Origin of the sequence: Acinetobacter junii CIP 64.5 (assembly GCF_000368765.1) — a bacterium.
Lineage (GTDB): Bacteria > Pseudomonadota > Gammaproteobacteria > Pseudomonadales > Moraxellaceae > Acinetobacter > Acinetobacter junii.
The window spans coordinates 1,504,803-1,526,289 of the sequence record NZ_KB849655.1 but is presented as its reverse complement, the minus strand read 5'-3'; the positions used below and the strand labels follow the sequence as shown (position 1 = coordinate 1,526,289).

The 21,487-nt window shown below is 38.6% G+C and carries 24 protein-coding genes; 15 read left to right on the top strand and 9 right to left on the bottom strand.

The genetic code is table 11. The features are described from left to right. Window position 1: 1 nt before the first annotated feature. The 6 genes from F948_RS12865 to rplS all read left to right on the top strand — a co-directional run bounded on the left by F948_RS12865 (window position 2) and on the right by rplS (window position 3,407). Complete coding sequence (locus F948_RS12865) at window positions 2-529, top strand: type IV pilin protein (protein ID WP_004909555.1); 528 nt, start codon at window positions 2-4, stop codon at window positions 527-529. After that, window positions 516-977 carry a type IV pilin protein gene (locus F948_RS12860; RefSeq protein WP_004909552.1) on the top strand — a complete coding sequence of 154 codons (462 nt, stop codon included), beginning with the start codon at window positions 516-518 and terminating at the stop codon, window positions 975-977. The genes F948_RS12865 and F948_RS12860 overlap by 14 nt, the downstream gene beginning before the upstream one ends. Before the next feature lie 222 nt (window positions 978-1,199). Next, complete coding sequence (gene rpsP / locus F948_RS12855) at window positions 1,200-1,457, top strand: 30S ribosomal protein S16 (RefSeq protein ID WP_004964546.1); 258 nt, start codon at window positions 1,200-1,202, stop codon at window positions 1,455-1,457. A gap of 16 nt (window positions 1,458-1,473) precedes the next feature. Then, window positions 1,474-2,022, top strand: coding sequence for a ribosome maturation factor RimM (rimM, locus tag F948_RS12850; RefSeq protein WP_004951620.1), 549 nt, complete (start codon window positions 1,474-1,476; stop codon window positions 2,020-2,022). A 42-nt stretch (window positions 2,023-2,064) separates the two neighbouring features. Further along, window positions 2,065-2,805 carry a tRNA (guanosine(37)-N1)-methyltransferase TrmD gene (gene trmD / locus F948_RS12845; RefSeq protein ID WP_004909546.1) on the top strand — a complete coding sequence of 247 codons (741 nt, stop codon included), beginning with the start codon at window positions 2,065-2,067 and terminating at the stop codon, window positions 2,803-2,805. 230 nt (window positions 2,806-3,035) lie between these two features. After that, window positions 3,036-3,407, top strand: coding sequence for a 50S ribosomal protein L19 (gene rplS / locus F948_RS12840; protein WP_004660214.1), 372 nt, complete (start codon window positions 3,036-3,038; stop codon window positions 3,405-3,407). A 57-nt stretch (window positions 3,408-3,464) separates the two neighbouring features. Here rplS and F948_RS12835 read toward each other — a convergent pair whose 3' ends face one another. Continuing rightward, window positions 3,465-4,439, bottom strand: coding sequence for a lipase family alpha/beta hydrolase (locus F948_RS12835; protein WP_035333945.1), 975 nt, complete (start codon window positions 4,437-4,439; stop codon window positions 3,465-3,467). Between the two features lie 105 nt (window positions 4,440-4,544). Next, on the bottom strand, window positions 4,545-5,588 hold the full coding sequence (locus tag F948_RS12830; protein WP_004964537.1) for a lipase secretion chaperone: 1,044 nt from the start codon (window positions 5,586-5,588) through the stop codon (window positions 4,545-4,547). A 137-nt stretch (window positions 5,589-5,725) separates the two neighbouring features. On the opposite strand from F948_RS12830, the gene truB reads away from it, so the two are divergent. The 3 genes from truB (at window position 5,726) to F948_RS12815 (ending at window position 7,998) form a co-directional block, all read left to right on the top strand. Next, window positions 5,726-6,619 (top strand): tRNA pseudouridine(55) synthase TruB, encoded by an 894-nt coding sequence (gene truB / locus F948_RS12825; RefSeq protein ID WP_004964534.1) that lies wholly within the window; start codon window positions 5,726-5,728, stop codon window positions 6,617-6,619. Between the two features lie 11 nt (window positions 6,620-6,630). Further along, window positions 6,631-7,401: a sulfite exporter TauE/SafE family protein gene (locus tag F948_RS12820; RefSeq protein ID WP_004964531.1), complete on the top strand. Its 771-nt coding sequence runs from the start codon at window positions 6,631-6,633 to the stop codon at window positions 7,399-7,401. Between the two features lie 150 nt (window positions 7,402-7,551). Beyond that, window positions 7,552-7,998 (top strand): hemerythrin domain-containing protein, encoded by a 447-nt coding sequence (locus F948_RS12815; RefSeq protein ID WP_004909538.1) that lies wholly within the window; start codon window positions 7,552-7,554, stop codon window positions 7,996-7,998. A gap of 31 nt (window positions 7,999-8,029) precedes the next feature. Here the strand turns inward: F948_RS12815 and F948_RS12810 are convergent, their stop codons facing one another. From F948_RS12810 to serA, 3 genes are all read right to left on the bottom strand, one after another. After that, window positions 8,030-8,896 (bottom strand): EamA family transporter, encoded by an 867-nt coding sequence (locus F948_RS12810; protein WP_004964529.1) that lies wholly within the window; start codon window positions 8,894-8,896, stop codon window positions 8,030-8,032. A 92-nt stretch (window positions 8,897-8,988) separates the two neighbouring features. Continuing rightward, a complete protein-coding gene (locus tag F948_RS12805) occupies window positions 8,989-9,858 on the bottom strand; it encodes an EamA family transporter (protein ID WP_004964525.1) in 870 nt (289 codons plus the stop codon). A 105-nt stretch (window positions 9,859-9,963) separates the two neighbouring features. Beyond that, entirely contained in the window at window positions 9,964-11,196 is a 1,233-nt protein-coding gene (gene serA / locus F948_RS12800) for a phosphoglycerate dehydrogenase (RefSeq protein WP_004909533.1), read from the bottom strand. Between the two features lie 356 nt (window positions 11,197-11,552). Between serA and F948_RS12795 the strand changes: the two genes are divergently transcribed. The 4 genes from F948_RS12795 (at window position 11,553) to F948_RS12785 (ending at window position 14,967) form a co-directional block, all read left to right on the top strand. After that, window positions 11,553-12,962 (top strand): FAD-binding oxidoreductase, encoded by a 1,410-nt coding sequence (locus F948_RS12795; protein WP_004964521.1) that lies wholly within the window; start codon window positions 11,553-11,555, stop codon window positions 12,960-12,962. Between the two features lie 55 nt (window positions 12,963-13,017). Further along, a complete protein-coding gene (locus F948_RS12790) occupies window positions 13,018-13,902 on the top strand; it encodes a hypothetical protein (protein WP_004964514.1) in 885 nt (294 codons plus the stop codon). Window positions 13,903-13,914: 12 nt separating this feature from the next. Then, the gene (locus F948_RS16505; protein WP_004964506.1) at window positions 13,915-14,082 is read left to right on the top strand and encodes a hypothetical protein; all 168 of its coding nucleotides are present in this window, start codon (window positions 13,915-13,917) and stop codon (window positions 14,080-14,082) included. Window positions 14,083-14,202: 120 nt separating this feature from the next. Beyond that, the gene (locus F948_RS12785; protein ID WP_026057394.1) at window positions 14,203-14,967 is read left to right on the top strand and encodes a nucleotidyltransferase domain-containing protein; all 765 of its coding nucleotides are present in this window, start codon (window positions 14,203-14,205) and stop codon (window positions 14,965-14,967) included. A 259-nt stretch (window positions 14,968-15,226) separates the two neighbouring features. Here F948_RS12785 and F948_RS12780 read toward each other — a convergent pair whose 3' ends face one another. The 3 genes from F948_RS12780 to F948_RS12770 all read right to left on the bottom strand — a co-directional run bounded on the left by F948_RS12780 (window position 15,227) and on the right by F948_RS12770 (window position 17,125). Next, window positions 15,227-15,541, bottom strand: coding sequence for a putative quinol monooxygenase (locus F948_RS12780; protein ID WP_004964482.1), 315 nt, complete (start codon window positions 15,539-15,541; stop codon window positions 15,227-15,229). 12 nt (window positions 15,542-15,553) lie between these two features. Beyond that, window positions 15,554-16,144: an NAD(P)H-dependent oxidoreductase gene (locus F948_RS12775; protein ID WP_004964480.1), complete on the bottom strand. Its 591-nt coding sequence runs from the start codon at window positions 16,142-16,144 to the stop codon at window positions 15,554-15,556. A gap of 108 nt (window positions 16,145-16,252) precedes the next feature. Further along, window positions 16,253-17,125, bottom strand: coding sequence for a DUF4349 domain-containing protein (locus F948_RS12770; protein WP_004964474.1), 873 nt, complete (start codon window positions 17,123-17,125; stop codon window positions 16,253-16,255). A 180-nt stretch (window positions 17,126-17,305) separates the two neighbouring features. On the opposite strand from F948_RS12770, the gene F948_RS12765 reads away from it, so the two are divergent. Beyond that, a complete protein-coding gene (locus tag F948_RS12765; RefSeq protein WP_004964471.1) occupies window positions 17,306-17,677 on the top strand; it encodes a hypothetical protein in 372 nt (123 codons plus the stop codon). A gap of 364 nt (window positions 17,678-18,041) precedes the next feature. Next, a complete protein-coding gene (craA, locus tag F948_RS12760; protein WP_169040466.1) occupies window positions 18,042-19,277 on the top strand; it encodes a chloramphenicol efflux MFS transporter CraA in 1,236 nt (411 codons plus the stop codon). 20 nt (window positions 19,278-19,297) lie between these two features. On the opposite strand, the gene yccS is transcribed toward craA, so the two are convergent. After that, the gene (gene yccS / locus F948_RS12755) at window positions 19,298-21,448 is read right to left on the bottom strand and encodes a YccS family putative transporter (RefSeq protein WP_026057393.1); all 2,151 of its coding nucleotides are present in this window, start codon (window positions 21,446-21,448) and stop codon (window positions 19,298-19,300) included. Window positions 21,449-21,487: the final 39 nt, after the last annotated feature.

Sequence of the window (21,487 nt, the reverse complement as noted above, 5' to 3'; positions counted from 1 at the left end):
TATGAGAAACAAAGGTTTTACCTTGGTTGAATTGATGATTGTCGTTGTGATCATTGCAATATTTGCTGCAATCGCAATCCCAAGTTACCAGCAGTTTGTCCGTCGTGCAATTGCTTCACATGCTGAACAGGAAATGCAGCGATTAGCAACTTTGTTAGAGAGACATAAATCACGGAATCTTAATTATAGAAATTTTGAGACTACTTCTGTTGCTATACCAACAGGTAAAACAGGGTCAGAAAAGCAATATACAGTCTACATACGTGATGCAACGACTCCAGCCAATGATTTAAAAAATAATGAAGCTTTGGGGCAAGGATGGGTTATATTGGCTGAAGCAAATTCTAAAATAAACTATGGTACAAGTTGTACCACTTGTAATGTTTTACAAGAACAGAACTATAGTTTTCTTTTAACTAGTAGTGGAATCCGTTGTAAAACAAAAGATAAGTTAGTGGAAAGTGAGGTCTTAACCTCGACGAAGCTAGCATCAGTAACCCCATGTGGAGCAAACAGTGAAAGTTGGTAAGCAATATGGATTTACTCTAATTGAGCTTATGATTGTCGTGGCAATTATTGGGATTTTGGCTGCCATCGCTTATCCATCCTATCAGGAGTATACACGCAAAACTAAACGTGTAGATGCTCAGGCAGAAATGGTAAATATTGCTGGTCAATTACAACGGTACAAAATTGTAAATTTTAAATTTTTAAAGTCGGATGGTACAGCGATTGAACTCGATGACATTGGAAGAAGTGAACAACTTCCACCATCAGGAACAGCTTTATATAACCTAGCTTTATCTAATGTCACAGCAGGAACATGGACATTAACTGCAACCCCTATTGGAGCTCAAACAGGTGATGGTCATCTTGTACTCAATCATCGTGGAGAAAAATGCTGGACGAAAGGCTCTGACAAAAATAGTGGTTCGCCTTGTATGCCATCAGCTACAACCAACTGGAATGGTCATTAACAGTTAAATAGTTTACAAGAAGCAAATATTCCGAGTATTCGCTTCTTATGTATCGGGTGTCTTCATGTTTTATTAGCTGTACATTCAAAACTGTGGATAAATCTAAATTATTCTTCCTTTCAGCATAAAATTAACGTAAAATACCGCCCTCTATGAAAGGGGTTTGAAGTGCTGCCGATGGTCGGCGCAGGGATAATCCGTAAAAATTATAAGGTTGTTCTCATGGTTGTTATTCGTTTAGCGCGCGGTGGTGCAAAAAAACGTCCATTCTACCAAATCATCGTTACTGATAGCCGTAATGCACGTGATGGTCGTTTCATCGAGCGTATTGGTTTCTTTAACCCAACTGCACAAGGTAAAGCTGAAAAAGTTCGTTTAGACGCTGACCGTTTTGCTCACTGGGTTGCTCAAGGTGCTCAACCTTCAGAACGCGTTGCTTCTTTAGCTGCTCAAGCTAAGAAAGCTGCAGCTACTGCTTAAGGGTAGTAGATAACCCATGACATCAATACAGAATGTTCCCGAAGATCGAATTCAGATTGGACAGTTACGTTCAGCGTATGGATTGAATGGGTGGCTCTGGGTTTACTCAAATACTGAACCTATGAGTAATATGTTTGACTACCTTCCTTGGTACATCGAGACTAAGGCAGGTTGGCAAACTATAGATGTAAAACGTTGGAAACCTCATGGCAAAGGCTTAGTTGTTGCATTAAAAGGTGTGAATGATCGCACAGGTGCAGAAAACTTAGTCGGTGCAAATATCTGGATTGCCAAATCTCAGCTTCCTAAAGCTGATGTAGACGAATATTACTGGTCAGATCTTAAAGGTCTAACAGTATTAGGTCTTGGTGATGATGAGCAAGAAGTAAATCTTGGTCAAATCTTTGAATTATTTGAGACAGGTGCCAATGATGTCATGGTGGTCAAAGCGACTGCTGACAGTATTGATGCTGAAGAACGAATGATTCCTTGGCATAAAGATGTAGTACAACGTGTTGATCTTGAAGCTGGTCGTATTTACGTTAATTGGGGCGTAGATTACTAATCCTCAATGGATTGTAACGCAGTAGGAATAGAGGAGTCTGCGATGTTTTTTGCAGTCATCACATTATTTCCTGAAATGTTTGAAGCAATTACGGCATATGGCATTAGCGGAAGAGCAACAAAAAAAGATATTGTGAAAATCACTTGCATAAATCCAAGAGATTTTGCAGAGGGCAACTACAAACGAGTGGATGAGCGTCCTTTCGGTGGTGGTCCTGGTATGGTCATGATGGCTGAGCCTTTGGCAAAAGCAATTACCCATGCTAAACAACTTGCAATACAAGCAGGCTGTGTTCAAGCGCCAGTGGTGTATATGTCACCGCAAGGCAAAACCTTAAATGAACAAGCAGTGCAACAATTCGTTGATTATGATGGATTGATTGTATTATGTGGTCGTTATGAAGGTGTAGATGAACGTTTAATCCAGCATTATGTTGATCAAGAGTGGTCAATTGGGGATTACGTATTATCTGGTGGTGAACTACCTGCGATGGTGTTGCTTGATAGTATTATTCGCCGTTTGCCGAATGTTATGTCTGACGAGCAATCAGCGATCCAAGATTCTTTTGTGGATGGTTTATTAGACTGTCCGCAATATACAAAACCTGACCATTTTGAAGGGTTGGATGTGCCTGAGGTACTTAAATCAGGACATCATGCCAATATCGAAAAATGGCGTTTTTTGCAGCGTTATCAGCGTACTTTAGATCGACGACCAGAGTTGGTTGAAAAAGTAGAATTGACTAAGCAGCAAATAAAATGGTTAAAAAATTCACAAGGATAAATGCAAATCTAAATATGTTTTAGATATGTGGCTCATAAGTATGATTTATCTTTGTTCCAGACGAGAAGCATTGCTTCGAGTTGCTACTTAAACTTAGTTTAAGTTGAAAAATAGGCTCTTTAGGGCAATTTTGCTTTAAAGGGAAAGTTAAACGAGAGATATGCGCTTTAGCCTCTATCCTCAGCGGTGTAAGAGACCTCTTCTCTCCCGCACATATTGGAGATTCCACAATGAGTGGTAAACATCCTTTAGTTCAAGCTGTTGAAAATGCACAGTTAAAAACTGATATCCCTGCTTTTGCTCCTGGTGACACTGTTATCGTTCAAGTAAAAGTAAAAGAGGGTGACCGTGAGCGTCTTCAAGCATTTGAAGGTGTTGTAATCGCGAAGAAAAATCGTGGTTTGAACTCTGCTTTCACAGTTCGTAAAATTTCTAGCGGTGTTGGTGTTGAGCGTGTTTTCCAAACTCACTCTCCAATCGTTGCTAAAATCGAAGTGAAACGTCGTGGTGACGTTCGTCGTGCTAAACTTTACTACCTACGCGAGTTGTCTGGTAAAGCTGCACGTATTCGTGAAAAGTTACCAGCTCGTAAACAAGGTTAATTTTAACTTTGTTGTAAAGCAAAAAAATGCGCCTTTGGCGCATTTTTTTTGGCTATTCTATAGTCCTTGTAATTTTAGTCGATTGGCATGTTGACGATAAATATCAATTGGATCAGGTGCAAACAGTGATTTCAAACCTAAAACCTGATTCACTTCATCTGCATGATTCCAAGGGAGATTATCTCTAATTGTACGTCCAAACTTAGCGCTACAACGGCTTACCATACCGTCATTATCTCCTTTAATATCGACAATTAGGCTCGTACCTGCAAATAGAGGATCAAGTGGGTCAAGAATGTTTGTGACTGCTTGAGTCCCTGAGAATGAATACATATATATTCCTTTCTCTTGATAGTTACCTTCGCCACATGTTGTGGTTGGTACGCCCATTGGGAATCGTGTATTGAATTGGGTTGAACCTTCTACCGAAATACTACGTCCAGCGGCTAAAGCATCGTGAGGATAGCTTTTTGGATCAAGTCCTTGTGACCATGTAATCGCTCCTGAGAAAAAGTTCACGACGGCAGAGCCAGCTGTACCTAAGATAGTACCATCTACATTCATAATTAAACTAGCGACAGGTGAACCCTTATGAGTGCCACTTACACTGGTTAATGATGCAACTTTATTTGGCATAATGCCAGCCACGTAACGGATCGTTGGACCGCCTTGGCTATGACCGATTAAATTAACTTTAGGTTGTCCAGTGATTGCAATGATTTCTTCAACTTGTTGCGCGAGTTGTTCACCACGAATTTCATTTGAGTTAAAAGGTGAAAGTCGTGTCGCCCAGACATTTGCACCATTACGAGCAAGGTTAGGTAGGATTTGATGCCAATAATCAACGCCTAGTGGGTCACTTCCAACGCGTGAAAAACCTGCCACCCCATGTACAAAAACAATGGGATACTTGGTTTTGGCATAGCTGGAGAGCACAAAGCTTTCCTTGACCTGGGTGGCGTTGGAAGCGTAGCTGGCTGATGCACTGATTGCCATAATGGATACGGCAAGATAGCGAATAAGTTTTTGCATGATATTTCTCTCAATTTTTGTTTTCATCAGGGTCTTGATGTTCTTGCGAACTGACATTGCATCCTTGCTAAATCGCATTATTTCAATGTCTTGTATTACGTGTTTCTAGTTGCTAAAAGGTAAGATGCCTCCTTGGTCATGAACCGTTTCAAATGTTTGTAGACGTTGCTGTTCCTGTGGAGACTGGAACTGTTGTTGTTTGAGCTGTTGAATGGCTTGATCCTTGGCTGAAGTGCTCATATTGCTATCTACAATTGTTTTACGCTCATCAAGATAGGCTTGAACTCGCTGTTTCCAATCAGATCGTTGTTGATCGAGTTGCTCTAAACGTTGGGTGGCTGCCTCTCCAACCAGATTGACCCGCATATCCCGAAGTTCCTGCGCTGAACCATTTCTGGCCTTGATTTGTGCAGTTAAGGAGCGCAAATCATCAAGTTTGGATAAATCCTTAAGATTGTCTTGCCAATCCTGAGGAAGTTGTTCAAAGCGTTGTTGTAATTGTTTCGCTTTTGCTCCAGCATCCAGTGCATTATTTTCTAAAATTTGCATACGGTCGAGCGTATATTGCTGATAAATATCCTCAGCGCCAAATAAGCCTTCTATTTCAGGCTTTGAAAAGAAACGTTGTTTTAAATCATGCATGGCATTAAAAACAGTCTGGAAATATTGATAGCTTTCCTGAGCAGGCTGTTGCACCTGTAATTTACTCAGCTCTTTGCGATAATCTACATAGCGTGACCACAAGGCTAAAATCTGCTGTTGCTCCGATGCCTGAAAACCCTTGGCAATATAGCGCTGAAAACTCTGACGGATTTCATCAATATTCCGTTCGCCATATTGGGAAATGAAATATTCAAAGCAGTTTCGGGTCAGCTCATTCACCACTAATTTTTGTGATGCATTAAACTGTAGTTTGCAGTTGATTTCAGTATCGAGCTGGCTTGTGCTGTTGAATGTTGCATCAAGTGCTTGTGCCTGCCCTAAATTTTCAGAATGTTCTGCTGAATTGGAGGTGCCGCTGGATTGAGCAGTTGATTTGAACCGTGACTGCTGATCTTGAGGATATAACCAATACAATACACTCAGCGTGACTGCTGAAATGATCAATAAGCTACATAATAATGCTATTTTTTTTCCATTTTTATTCATTAAGCATAATCCATTTGCTTTTAATTTCGGAAACGAATATAAATTTATCATAAATGTTGTTTTTTTGAGCGTTTAATTTTTAAAAATCCGATGAATAGTTTTGATAAAATACCGTTTTATACTTTGACTTTTCATTTATGAAAAAAAGTTCTTATCGCCATCTGAGTGGTGTTTTTTTGCTTAATAAGCCCTTGGGTTTAAGTTCCAATTCCGCATTGCAAAAAGTACGTCGACTTTTTAATGCACAGAAAGCAGGACATACAGGTGCTTTAGATCCGCTTGCAACAGGTTTATTACCGATTTGCTTAGGGGAGGCAACCAAGTTTTCGCATTATTTATTGGATTCTACCAAGCGTTATCAAACAACAGTAAAACTTGGACAAACAACTGCTACGGGTGATGTTGAAGGGGAAATTCTTCAACAAAGAGATGTGCTCGCATTAACTGAAGCTAATATTGAACAGGTTTTAGAACAGTTTCGTGGTGATATCAAGCAAGTGCCACCGATGTATTCAGCGCTAAAGCGAGAAGGTCGCCCTTTGTATGAGTTAGCGCGCCAAGGAATTGAGATTGAGCGTGAAGCGCGTCCAGTCACTATTTATGAACTCAAGCTTTTAAGTTTTACAGAAGACAGTTTGACCTTAGACGTGACGTGTTCTAAAGGAACTTATATCCGTGTGTTGGGGGAGGATATTGGTGAGGCTTTGGGCTGTGGCGGACATTTGACAAAATTACACCGTGTTCAAACAGGGCATTTTGAGATTAATCCAAACTATACCATTGAATATTTGGAAAGTTTGTCACTTGAACAACGGGATGCTTTATTGCTACCTGTCTATGCACCCGTTGAGCATTTCCCTCGTGTACAGCTCCCTGAGGGACGCGAAAAATATTTTGGTAATGGGCAAGAAAGCAATATTGATCACGAAGCAGCAGCGGAAGTGTTAGTGTTTAATGGTGATCGTTGTTTGGGCTTAGCTGAAATTACAGATAAAAAACGATTAGTGCCAAAACGTTTATTGAATTTATAAGGATATAACTCATGGAGTGGGAACTCATTCTGAGTTTAATCTTTTTTGCTTTTTGTGCAGGAACAATTGATGCAGCAGTAGGTGGCGGTGGACTCATACAAATCCCTGCCCTAATGGGGGCACTACCAAATACCTCACCTGCAACAATATTTGGTACCAATAAGCTTGCTTCAATTTGTGGTACAGCATCGACGGCATTTTCTTTTGCTAGGCGGGTCAAATTAAACTGGAAACTTTTACTTGTGATTGCCATCTTTGCATTCATAAGTTCTTTCGCTGGAGCTGCTTGTGTCTCCATGATCCCCACTCATATTCTAAGACCTTTTGTATTGGTCATGCTGGTCGTGATTGCGATTTATACTTTTATGAAAAAGCAGTTTGGGCAAGTTCATGTGGATCAACGCATTACTCCTAAACTGTTGATCTTTGCTGCGGTCGGTAGTTTAGCAATTGGTTTTTATGATGGAATCTTTGGACCTGGAACAGGCAGCTTCTTTATTTTCTTTTTCATTCGTTTTTTGCAAGTTGATTTCTTGCATGCTTCTGCACTATCCAAAATTGGCAATTTCATGACGAATCTGGCGGCATTAAGCTTCTTTATACCAACAGGTCATGTGTTATTTGCATTGGGTTTAATGATGGCACTAGCAAATATTGCTGGTTCATTGTTGGGTGTACGCCTTGCTTTAAAATATGGAAGCGGATTTATTCGAATATTGTTTTTAATTTTGGTGAGTATTTTGATTTGTCGATTGGGATATCAAATGATAGTTAATATTTGAACCAGAAGATAAAGTTTCACAACAAAAACATACCTAAATAATGCTGTCTAAAAAATCAACACTTTCTAAGATGGATGTTTAGCCAAAAACCGCAGTAACAAGATGCTCACGATCTCGTACTGTGGTTGTTCGCCAATCTTAGAGGTAAAAATGAATATATTTGAAGCACTTCGAGAAAGCCATGAACAACAACGTAGTTTAGCGAATCAATTAATTACTACCAGTGGATCGAGTGATGAGCGTAAAGAACTTTTTGATTTGCTCAAAAATGAATTATATGCTCACTCAGTTGCTGAAGATCGTTATTTGTATATTCCATTGATGTTTGATGATGTGGGTTTAGATATTACTCGGCATGCATTGGCTGAACATCATGAAATGGATGAATTGGTAGAAAAATTAGAAGAAACCGATATGAGTAATCCAAGTTGGTTAGCGACAGCAAAACAATTAAGTGAAAAGGTGCATCATCATTTAAAAGAAGAGGAACATAAGTTTTTCCAACAAGCAGGAAAAATTTTGGCAGATAGTGAGAAGGAAAAATTAGGTAAGAAATATCTAGCTGAATATAAAAAATATAAACGTTCAGATGCCTAATTTTTCTCTATTTAAAGTATAAGAAGTGATCTTACTGTGGTTGTGATTTTTCACCACGTAAGGTCACTCCAATTGATGCGATCATGATACAAAGAAGAGCGATCCATTGAATCAAACTAATTTGCTCATGCAGTATGAAGAGTCCTGCTAATGCTGCTAAAGCAGGTGCAAGACTCGTCAGTGTTCCATAACTGAGTTTGCTTAAGCGTTTCAATGCCATCAAATCAAGCGCATAGGGAATGGCGGTGGCTAATACTGCAATCACTAGGGCTTTGCCCCAATATTGCGTATCGATTAAGGCAGGCGTGTTGTTCCAAAGTCCGAAGGGTAATAAGGTCAGTGCAGACAAACCAATCGCAATAGTAAGCGCATGCATCCCAATATTTTGTTGTACCACGCGATGCCCAAAATAAATATACAAGGCCCAAAAGAGTCCAGCACTTAAAGCGCAAGCAGCTCCAAAATAGGAGAAATTTTCCAAGTTCGCATCGTGCCAAGGAACCATTAATGCGATTCCTAAGATAGCAAAAACCACCCAAATATAATCACTGCGCTGTTTGATTGATAGTAATGCTAATCCTAAAGGACCGATGAATTCTAGGCCTACAGCAATCCCTTGAGGCAGTTTGCCTAAAGATGTATAGAACAAAATATTCATACAACCTAAGGATGCACTATAAAGTAATAAATCACGCCATTTTAAATACTTTAGCTTAGATAATACTTTCCATGAGCGGAACATGATCGCAACCAAAATCGTTGCAAAACAGAGTCGTAGAATCGTGACAGTCAGTGGATCAAGTGTTGCAATAAGTTGTTTGGCAAATGAAGCGCTGATTTGATAAGACACCATGGAAAGAACCATGTACAGCACCGCGACCAACTGGATATTTTTCATGGAAGATCTACAAAAGCAAAGTAAAAATACCTACAAGATAGGTGGTTTGATTATAAGATGAAGACAGTACATCGTGATGGAACGCTTTCATTTTATTTATTCACTTTTTGCTGTCGAGCATGTTGAGTGGTAAATGTACAACCGATCGATGCGATGATAATCGTGCCAAGCGCAAGCCATTGATTCCACAATAAAGTCTCACCCAGAAAAATAAATCCTGATAATGCAGCTACGGCAGGTTCAAGACTCATGAGTGTTCCAAAACTTAAAGGAGTTAGGCTTCTTAATGCGATCATTTCTAAAGTAAAGGGCAATGCACTTGCTAAGATTGCAAGTCCAATAAAATAGTAGATATTTGGCAATTCAATGACACGATCAAGCGCCCCTGAAAAGATGGCGAAAGGTAATAAACATAGCATGCCGATACTCATTCCCAAACAGACAGTATGATTGCCTGAAATGCCAGAAGGCTTCTGTCCCGCAATAATATAAAGTGCCCAACAGGCACCCGCACTGACAGCAAAAAAGACACCGACTAGATCCAATCCTTGCTGGGCTTGTTGTAGTGGGAAAAGTAGAATCAAGCCTAAAATGGCACATCCCACCCAAATGAAATCGTATTTTTGGCGAGCATGATAAAGTGCTACACTCAAAGGTCCAATAAATTCAAAAGCAACAGCCAAGCCTAGAGGTAAGCGCTCCAGTGATAAATAAAAGAGGGCGTTCATTCCTGCTAGTGCCATACCGTAGCTGAGAATGGCTTTCCAACGAACAGCTTTAAAATTGATGGTCCAAATTTTAAAAATAATTGCCAAAATGATCGCACCAAAACATAGGCGCATTGCGGATACGGTCAATACTGGAAAACTTTGAAATAAAATTTTGGCTAAAGAACCGCTACCTTGTACACATAACATGGCGATCATTAAGAGGAGGAGAGCGTGCACAGGTGTTTTTAGCATTGGGACACTTATTATTAGAACAATTGGTTTAATATTCACATAATAATTCAATCACCAATAAAAAAGCCACAGCAAGTGCCGTGGCTTTTGAGTGAATTGTCTAAATTAGAACAATACACGTACTCGGATTGTACCTTCTACATTATGTAGAGTATCCAAAGCTTCTTGAGAAGCAGAAGCATCAACATCCATTACCAAGTAACCGATATCACCTTTAGTCATTAAAGATTGACCAGAGATATTGATTCCTTGTTCAGCGAACAATGTATTGATCTTAGACAATACACCAGGAACGTTTTTGTGGATGTGAAGTAAACGATGTTGACCATCAGAAAGTGGTAATGCGATTTCTGGGAAGTTCACCGCAGAAAGTGTCATACCTTTATCTGAATATGCAACGAATTTTTCAGCAACTTCTAAACCGATGTTTGCTTGCGCTTCCATCGTAGAACCACCCACGTGCGGTGTTAAAATCACGTTGTCTAAGCCACGAAGTGGAGACTGGAATTCTTCACCATTTGCTTTTGGCTCTTTCGGGAATACGTCTACTGCAGCACCAGCGATGTGACCAGATTTAATCGCATCAGCTAAATCTTCGATAATTACACATGTACCACGTGCAGCATTGATGAAGATTGAACCAGGCTTCATTTTCGCAAACTGTTCTTTCTTGAAGAAGTTACGCGTAGAAGGAACATCAGGAACGTGTAAAGAAACCACATCAGCAGTTTCTAAAAGCTCATCCAAAGAACCGACTTGGCGTGCATTACCTAACGGTAATTTAGTTACCGCATCATAATAGCAAACTTTCATACCTAAGCTTTCAGCTAAAACTGAAAGTTGAGAGCCGATAGAACCGTAACCTACGATACCTAATGTTTTACCACGAGTTTCGTATGAACCAACAGCCGACTTGTTCCAACCACCTGCGTGCGTATCTTTTGATTTTTCAGGTACACGACGAAGTAATAAAATTGCTTCAGCAAGAACCAATTCTGCTACAGAACGCGTATTCGAATACGGTGCGTTGAAAACAGGAATACCACGAGACATTGCTGCTTTTAAATCAACTTGGTTTGTACCAATACAGAAACAACCTACCGCAATCAATTTATTCGCTGCTTCAAAGATTTCTTCAGTCAATTGAGTACGCGAACGAATACCAATAAAGTGCGCATCTTTGATCGCTTCTTTCAAAGCTTCGCCTTCAAGCGCAGTTTTGTGGTAATCGATGTTGGTATAACCCGCAGCGTTTAATGTATCGATGGCATTTTGATGCACACCTTCAAGCAAAAGGAAACGGATTTTGTCTTTAGGTAGTGATAGATGTTGGCTCATTACGGCTCCGCTACAAAGGCCAAAATTTAGTTGCGGTATCATAGCATAGAGCTTTGTGTTATAGATATTTCGTTTAAAATTAGCTCAGCATAATTGTTGAGATTTTTTCAGTTTCGAATGAATTTTAGTTCATATACACATTTTGTTATGACGAGATGTTTATCCTGTGCTTTATCCCTCGCTTGCTTACATGTAAAATAAAGGAATACGAAGCTCGAACTCGTTGTGTAGACAGTTTGATAGTTCGCTAGCGTTTCTATATTTTGGATGTTTTGAATCCTTTGTTTTCAAGCCCTTGAAATACATTCAGGATCATCCAGAAGTCCTATATCTCTTTCTTACTAGGCCTGAAAACGATGAATGCTCCAGTCGCTTTAACACCCGAGTTATTGACCCTCTTAAAGGCAATCGTGGGTGAAAACCGTATTAAAACTGATGCCGATAGCTTGGAAAATTGGGGACGAGATCATACTAAGCACTTTGATCCGAACCCATCAGTCATCGTTTTTCCATCAAGCACTGAACAAGTTCAAGAGATTGTAAAACTGGCGAACCGTTTTAAAGTGGCAATCACGCCATCAGGTGGTCGCACAGGTTTATCTGCTGGTGCGGTAGCGAACAATGGCGAGATCGTGATTAGCTTTGACAAGATGAATCAAATCTTGGAATTCTTGCCAGCGGATCGTATGGTTCGTGTTCAAGCAGGTGTTGTGACTGAGCAGTTGCAAAATTATGCCGAACAACAAGGCATGTATTACCCAGTTGATTTTGCATCGACAGGTTCTAGTCAAATTGGTGGAAATATCGGAACCAATGCAGGCGGTATTAAAGTTATCAAATACGGCATGACACGTAACTGGGTGCTTGGTTTAACGGTTGTTACGGGTAAAGGTGACATTTTACGTTTGAACAAAGGCATGATTAAAAATGCGACGGGTTATGCGTTGCAGCATTTGTTTATCGGTGGAGAAGGCACATTAGGTTTGGTGACAGAGGCTGAGATTAAACTTGAGCGTCAACCACAAAACCTACAAGTCATGGTATTGGGTACGCCTGACTTTGAAGCGGTGATGCCTGTATTACATGCTTTCCAAAAAGAAATCGACTTAACCGCATTCGAGTTCTTTGGTGAAGTGGCAATGCAAAAAGTGTTGGATCGTGGTCATGTACAACGTCCATTTGAAACAACTTGCCCATTCTATGTATTACTTGAATTTGAAGCGCCGTATGAGCCGATTATGGACAAAGCAATGCAGATTTTTGAGCATTGTATGGAACAAGGTTGGGTGATTGATGGCGTAATGAGCCAAAGCTTAGAACAAGCACAGAGTTTATGGCGTTTACGTGAAGATATTTCGGAATCGATTGCACCGTATATTCCTTATAAGAATGATATTTCAGTGTTAATTTCGCATGTCCCTGCGTTTATCTCAGAAATTGATGCGATCGTTTCACAAAACTATCCAGACTTTGAAATCTGCTGGTTCGGTCATATTGGTGACGGTAACTTGCACTTAAATATTTTAAAACCTGAAAACTTAACTAAAGACGAATTCTTTGCGAAGTGTCAGGTGGTGAATAAATATGTGTTTGAGACTGTGAAAAAATATGATGGTTCGATCTCTGCCGAACATGGTGTGGGAATGACTAAAAAGCCATATTTAGAATATTCACGTTCACCTGAAGAAATTGAATATATGAAAGCATTAAAATTGGCATTTGATCCGAATGGGATTATGAACCCAGGGAAATTATTTGATCTTTAATGCTTGAAATTTAGAAATTATTGTCGTAAAAAGCATCCGAAGAGGATGCTTTTTTATGAATTTAAAAAAAATACTAAAAACGCCATGGCTTAGTTCTACAGCAGTTATATTGACAGGTCTGTATTATGGGACGCTAGATATTTGGGGGGATGATTGGAAATGGATCTCGGAACATTCTAATATACATGCTTGTATTTATTCTATTTTAATGTTTTTAACTATAGTTTGTGTTATTGCTAAATGCTGCCTTGAGTATATTGATGATAAAGAAGAAGCAAGATTAGAGGCGATAAAACAAGATCGTGAAATGTTATTGAAAGAATTTTTATCTTTTATTAAAAATGTTGTTCATGCGAAGAGAACCCGTTTTTATGATCGCGTCACTAGACTCCAACTCAATAAAAAAATTAATTTTTTTGATGAAATCACTCATCCAAAAGATCAATTAAGATATATCATGGATCAAGTTGTCCATTTTATGAAGTTTTATGGTGTGCCAAGATCAAACATTGAAATGACTATAATAGGGGCAAATGATTGTAATAACTGGAAATATGAAGTTGAGTTAGATAGACAAAAAAACTATACAGATGCAAATATAATTATGAGTTCTACATCTTTAGCTAGAGTTGCTTTAGATAAAGGTGAAAGTATTTTTCTGAGTGATTTAAATGAAGGGATTCGTCAAAATATCTTTTCAACATCAGTTAGATCTGATAGTGTCAATAATGTAGGCTCAATCTATTGTAAGCCTGTTACAATAAAAATTCAGGGAAAAACTTACAAATATGTTTTTACTTTAGTATCATACGGAACCTATTTTTGCTCACCAAACGATCAAAATGAGGCAAACGAATTTGCAACATTATTGGATGAAATTGGTGATAGAGTGGAGTTAGAACTGTATTTACTAGCTATGAAACAGCACAAAAACAGTTGAAAGGGGAAATTTATGGAACCTAAGAAAATGAGAGTTATTGTTTCAACAGTACCATCGAATTCAAGTGAAACTTCTTCTAAAGTAGCGAAAGGTCATAAGCATGTCAGTTTCTTGGCGGGCTTTTTTCTTTCAGAAAGTAAGCGAGAAAAGAGTAACACTAAAGCAGGGCAGTGTGCTTAGTTTATATAACAGATATATTTTAAGAGAGCTTCTATGGCTCTCTTTTTTTATATTTTTTATGATATATTTCAATATCAAAACATGAAAGATCTAATGCTAAAATTAAAAGAAACTCTAACAATGAACATCCATCACGAAATTGAAAAACTCTTTCAACAGCGCCAAGACATTCCATTATTTTATATCGAAAGTGGCAGCCGTTTATGGGGCATGGCAAGTCCTGACAGTGACTATGATGTACGCGGTTTTCATTTACCGAGTAAAGAGCAATATTTTGATTATAAAAAGTACCGTGATCTAATCGAAATCATGGACGGTGATTTTGATTTCGTTTCTTATGATCTCGACAAAATGTTTGGCTTATTGGCAAAAAGTAACCCAACGGTTTTGGAATGGGTCAGAGCGCATGTTGTTTATTTTAATGCTTTTCCAGAATGGCAAAGCTTTCGCGATGGATTGCTTGAGCGAATCGACTATAGTGCGCTATATCACCACTACTTATCGCTGGCGAAAGGCGGTATGAAAGTGATGCAAACTGCGGATAATTTTACTTATAAGAAAGTATTTTATTCGATTCGTGGTTTGATGTCGGCAGAGTTAGCAACTCAAGAAGTCATGCCTGAATTATTGATTACCGATTTATTTGCACAAGTCTCTGAGCATGATCCATTACGTCATTGGGCAGAAGATTATTTGGAAATTAAAAAACAGAAGAAAGAAAAAGCCCAACTTCCTGAAGCGGAACAAGCCGCTATTCTGAATTTACTTGAAACTAAGATTGAGCAGTTGGCTGCTAAAGAGATGCAAAAAGCTGATCGTCGAGAGGGCTTAGAATGTTATTTAACAGAATATAGCCGACATTTGAAGCAGTATTATTATCAGTAAAATCATTTGCTTATATTTTTCTTTGTCTTGACGGAGTCGTATTGTGTTCTCATTCATATTCAAGATTAGCCTTCGGCTGGAGTTACTTTGGTTTTGCCCAAAGTAACCAAAGGCATTGTCATCTGCAAAACCTGTTCACTTCTTGTATTAATTAAAATTTATCGCAGAAACAGTATCTTCTTGAAATCACGCAGGTTGCAGATGACATTACCGAGTATCATATATTTTATGAGGATTTGATAAATAACCAATCTTTGTTCTAAATCCCATTTTCCAAAATACGCACTTTCACATCAGCCACATGCGCTTTGGTCGCTTCAAAATGCTTCAGCATATGTGCCGTTTGCATATGTGCTTCAAGGTGAGCGGTACTTTCCCATTGTTCTAACATCACAATGCTATTTTCATCTTGTGTTTGCATTTCAATTGCAGGTAAATGATCAATCAATGGCGCATAACCATGACAACCATCTTCTGCCAATACAGTTGGAATGATTTTTTGGAAAGCATCTAGTACTGCTTGGCGGTGTCCTGCACCTGCATGTGTCTGAATTTCTGCAATAATTGTCAACATAGCATTTCTCTCTTAATGGGCAGTCGCAAAAAGCTGATCTAAATGTGCTTTATAAGCTTCGACGTAGCTTGGGACATCAGGCATTTTGATTACATCATTCACGATAAATGTAGGTAATGATTCCATACCCAAGAATTGATTGGCTTTATGAAAAGGTAAATACACGCCATCTACACCCACACCGTGAAAGAATTGGTCAGGATCAGTGAGCGCTTCCATTGGTGCGTTCCATGTCAACGACAACATGTATTTTTTACCTTGAATCAAGCCACCTGAACCATACTTTTTAGAAGCATCAGAACGGCTACGTCCATCGCTTGCATAGAGGGAACCATGACCAATCGTAAAAACATCATCAATATATTTTTTCATTGTCCATGGTGCACCCATCCACCAACCTGGCATTTGATAGATCACCACATCTGCCCATAAATATTTTTCAATTTCTGCTTGGATGTCATAGTCACTGTCGGTACGAGTCACTTGTAGTGTATGACCTAAAGCTTTTAAATATGATTCTGAAAAGTCAGTCAGGGTGTCATTCAATTCACCATTTGAGTGAGCGAATTGTTTCGCGCCATTAATAATTAAAATATTGCTCATAAAATTAAACTCAAAAATTGATTTCTAAAACTTGAGTGCATTTTAGAGAATCTATTCATGAGCAAAAATGCGTAAATAAGCAAAATACTATTGATCAAAAATCAATAATTAGCTGTTTTGTTTTCTAGCTTTATAGGATTTACGAATAAACCAAACTGCAACGATTACAAGGAAAAATGCCCAGAATTGGATCAACCACAAAATAGTTTCTTTAAAATAAGAAAGCCCAATTTTGAATGCATTGGCTATCCGAGTCATTAAAGGTTCGCTATCGAGATGCGCAATACGATGAATGTTTAAATCTTGAGTTTTGCGAACCTGTGCTTGTTGAAAATATTCGATGCGTATTGTGCTGTAAGTCAATCGATCTTTAACCTCAAGTTGAGTCAATTGTTGAAGTTGATTATTGACAGTATTCGATGTGCTAGGGCTTTGATTTGCAGTATTAAGTTTTTCTTCTAACAGTTTCAGTTCATATCGCTTAGCTTCATAGCTTTGATTATTAAAGTTCAACATCAAAGGCAACAGGCTATTCAAAAAGGCAGTAACTTGTTCATTTGGAACACGAATCGTAAGTTGTACGGTAGGGATGATTTTTTCATAAACATCTATATGACCATCGAGACGTTCGCGCTGCGAACTATCACTAACCTGATAATTCACTTGTTTTTCTTCGATATAGCCATTTTGTTTGAGGAGTTGCTGTTCAAGTATAGCCGTCGTTTTTTGAACATCTTTGACTTCAAATTGCAGTTGAGCTGTTTTTACTAATTGTCGGCTTTGTTCTAGGGTGCTTTGTTGATCGCTGAGTAATTGCTCAGGATTTTTTGCAGTCTGACTTTGAGATGTATCTTGCGCTGCGGCAACACTTTCAGTGGCCATTGCAGCTTCACCTGCAGGCGCTTCTTCCTTTTTTGAACAAGCAATTACTGAACTGCTTATGATTAAAATTAGAGTTAACTTTTTTGCTAAATCTGACATGTGTATGCCTAAAAATTTCTGATATTGATATTATGGGTTTGTTTTATTTTGAGGATCACAATTGTTATCAAAGCATTGATAAATACAACAAATCTCTCATATGTCGCATACATTTTGTTATTCGACAGTTCATTTTTGCATAGTAGCATAAAAGAATAATGCAAATCGGAAGACTACAAAATGCATAAACTTTGGATCATTTTAGGATGTGGAATTTTTTTGACTGCATGTAATCAACCGATTGCTCAGTCGCAACAACAAGCTGCTGTGCAAAAAAGTACAGCGATGCATGCAGTACTACTTGACCAACCCAATTTGTTTCATGATGAAACTAATCTCAAAATTGATCAGCAATTTAATCGTGCTGAAAATCCTACAGATGCTGAGATTATCGTAGAGCAAGCGCAGTTAGATGATTCGGTAGCGGCTATTCGCACTGAATATCAGTTAAAACGTGATCAAGAGACTTGGAAAGTGGTGAATAAAAAACAAAGCTATCAATGTGCTCGAGGAGGCAATACCAAGACTTTCCAGTTTGAGCTATGTCCTTAAATAGTGAGTTATCTTTTAAGGTCGTGTGAAAGTTGAGCAGAATTGTGGATAACTTTTTGGTTATTCACATATCCACACAATTGATTTGCTTTGCTTAAATTGCGGTCATTTTTAAAAAGTGCTAAAGTTGCGCTTGGTAATTTTTCCAATAGGTAAAACTTTTTACCAATCTCACGTAAATAAATTGTTTTCTTAATACACCTTGTGAATACGGTGTTTTCACACTTTTACATGCGCTCTCACTGCATGGAAATCAAAATTTAATTTAAATCAAAACCATAAAATGATGTGGTGCGGAATCTATTTTCTTTTTTTCAGAGAAATGGACGGCACACGAATTGGTTATTTTTGTGAATAAGACATGATGACGAATAATCAAAGCATGACGTTAAACCGTATAACGCTCATGTTTCCATTGGCTTTAGTGCTATTTGAGTTTTCAGTTTATATCGGTAATGACTTGATTCAGCCAGCGATGTTGGCGATCACGGAGCAATTTGCAGTTAGCGCAACTTGGGCACCATCTTCAATGTCATTTTACTTATTGGGTGGTGCTAGTGTCGCTTGGTTACTGGGACCACTTTCAGATCGGCTTGGACGTAAGAAAGTCCTATTGGCCGGTGTAGCTTTTTTTACGATTTGCTGTTTGTTGATTTTATTGACCCATAATATTCAACAATTCCTGACCTTGCGCTTCTTGCAGGGTATTGGTTTAAGTGTGATATCAGCAGTTGGATATGCGGCAATTCAAGAAACTTTTGAAGAGCGTGATGCCATTAAAGTCATGGCATTGATGGCAAATATCTCCTTGCTTGCGCCTTTGCTTGGACCTGTGTTGGGCGCGTTCCTGATTGATTATGTGTCATGGCACTGGGGCTTTGTGGCGATTGCTTTTATTTCTTTTCTCAGTTGGTTCGGCTTAAATAAATTTATGCCAGCCTCGAAAGAAAGTCGTAAACAAGCGAAACAACCCTTTCGTTATATTTGGGATGATTTCAAACAAGTATTTAGTAATCGCCAGTTTTTAGGTTTAAGTGTTGCATTACCGATTGTAGGAATGCCACTGATGTTATGGATTGCTTTGTCACCGATTATTCTTGTAGATGAATTAAAGCTGAGTAGTGTGCAATATGGCTTGGCGCAGTTTCCTGTGTTTTTTGGTTTGATTGCAGGCAATATCGTTCTGATCAAAATTATGGATCGTTACGCACTTGGTAAAACCATTTTAATGGGTTTGCCGATTATGCTAGTAGGTACTTTATTTTTGATGCTCGGTGTGATTTGGCAAACCTATTTAGTGCCTTGTTTGCTGATCGGTATGACCTTAATTAGTTTTGGTGAAGGGATTAGCTTTTCAGTGATTTATCGTTTTGCATTGATGTCCTCTGACGTATCGAAAGGAACGGTCGCGGCTGCGGTTTCAATATTGATGATGGTGAGTTTCTTCTCAATTATTGAAGTGGTTCGTCTGCTATATACCTATTTTCATATTTGGGCATTTGTATTGACGAGTTTTGCCTTGATAACTTTTTGGTTTGGCATACCTCGAATGGTACTTAAACAATATATGCAAACAAGGCTGCAACAAGGCATTCATTAAATAGCGTTGAGCTAAACGCGCTACTTAATTTCTAGTTCAAGTAATCTATTTTTTAACATCACCAATTCAGGCAGAGTCTCAAGCAATAGCGTCATTTGTTTTAACAATAGTTGCTGTTGTTCTGAGACTTGAGCCATTGAATTTAAACGATCAATTTCACTAAACATCTCTTCGATGTGCTTTTCTGGAAGTGCTTGTCTTTCGATCAATGTTTGATTGAGTAATATTTCACTCTGGTCTAATAATTTCAAAATATCTTGATCTTGAATTTGCTCACGTTGATGACCCAGTGCGGATATATAACTCAACTGACTATGGCTATAGACCAAATAGCGAAATGCATAGTGAATGAGTTCTTGGTTTGGTTCAGGTTCTGTACTCAGACTAGAAATCATATTAGATAATTCAATCTGAGCATTATGGGCGGCACGACGAGCTTTTCGATACTCAAGATCGTTGGAGCGACCTTGATGATATTGCTGGACGACTGCATGCAAATAATTGAGCGTTGCTTGACTGCTTTTGCGGATATTTTCAGGAATATTTCGGAAATTCCAATCTGGCCATATGAAGTTAACCGCTAGCCATGCGATTGCACAGCCGATCAACGTGTCAATGATACGCGGCAAAATAATGCTGAAACCTGCGCCTTTTAAATTGAAAATTAACAACACCATTAGCGTTGCCATCACTGTTGCGAGTGCATATTTTTTCTGACGCAAATAGAAAAAATATACTCCGCAAATTACAGTAATAACCAATTGACCTTCGATGCTAGGTACAAAATAAAGAACGGGCACACCTAAAAGCACACCCAACAACGTGCCAATCGTTCTAAGTTTTAAGCGACTTTTGGTGGCAAAGTAAGTGATCTGACAAACGAATAAACTGGTCAATAAAATCCAATAGCCATTTTTTGCAAAAGGCATCAAGGACACGGCATAACCTACAGCAAAGACAATGGCTAAGCGAATTGCGTGACGAAATAATGCAGACTGAGGACTTAGATGCTGTTTTAGTTTTAACAATAAATCCTGAAAGCCTTGAATATCCTCATCCAGTAAGTTGAGATGAGCTTGTTGATGCTGTGTTGATCGTATTTCGATGTTTTGTGGAAATTGCAGTTGAGCAAATTGTTCATGAATACTTTTTAAGTTATTCAGAATCAGTTCTAGGTTTTTAACTTCAAGATTATTTGGATGTTGAGCAATCCAGTCTTGCATGGATGCTTCTAATTGGGCAAGCGCAGCATCAGCGAGTGGGGTATTTTGATAAGTACTTTTATGTAGCAAAGCCTGACTCAGTTTTTTGCAGGCAGTTGCTTGTAGAAACATATTTTTTTGGATACGAAAAATTAAATCGCTACGGCTAAAGTTCTGATGAATTTTTTCATAGTGCAAATAATTAGAGGTGACTTGCTCATGAATATCTTGCGCAAAATAATATAAGTTTAGCCAATAGATACTGCTGTTATTGATGCGTGAGGATTTAAGTCGAGAAAGTAAGGATTGCTTCGCTTGATTTAGACTATTCACCACCTGTGCATTTTTTTGTGAGAGTTCAAATAACAGTGTTTCAACATTATCGACATTATCTGGATCAAACAACTTGGCTTTGCTCTGTAGCAGCTCACCCATTTCTTTGAAAATCGTTGAAATCTTCTCCTGTAAGGGTAGGGTTGGTCGAATCATAAAAAATAAGATCGAGGTCAATCCGTACCACACAGCACCGATGACAAAATAACTCGGTTGTTGATACCAATTTGCATATTCTCCTAGACCAAACATGGTGTAAATCGAAAGGAGAATCGTACCAAATGAAATCGTCGCATAACGTTGACCTAAAGCCCCCATGAGAATCAGTGCTGCACTGGACAGGCTAAGGTAAACGATAAACCAAAATTTATAAGGTACTAGAAATTCTAAAATGGTGCTAACACTAAAGAACAGTACACAGACATAGACCAAATTGCGTAGCCGAATACTCAGACGATCATCGAAGTCTGTGAGGGCAGCCGCAATTGCGCCTAATGTAACAGGAACAATGAATTGACCTAGTCCCAATCCGTGCAACACCAATGTAGTGCCTGTCAACACAATCAAAATTTGTAGGCAATACAGTAGAATCGAGTTTGATCGGAATCGATTAAAAAGATGATAAAGACTATTCACGACTATATTCTGCTATGTGTTGATTCATTATCATATAGC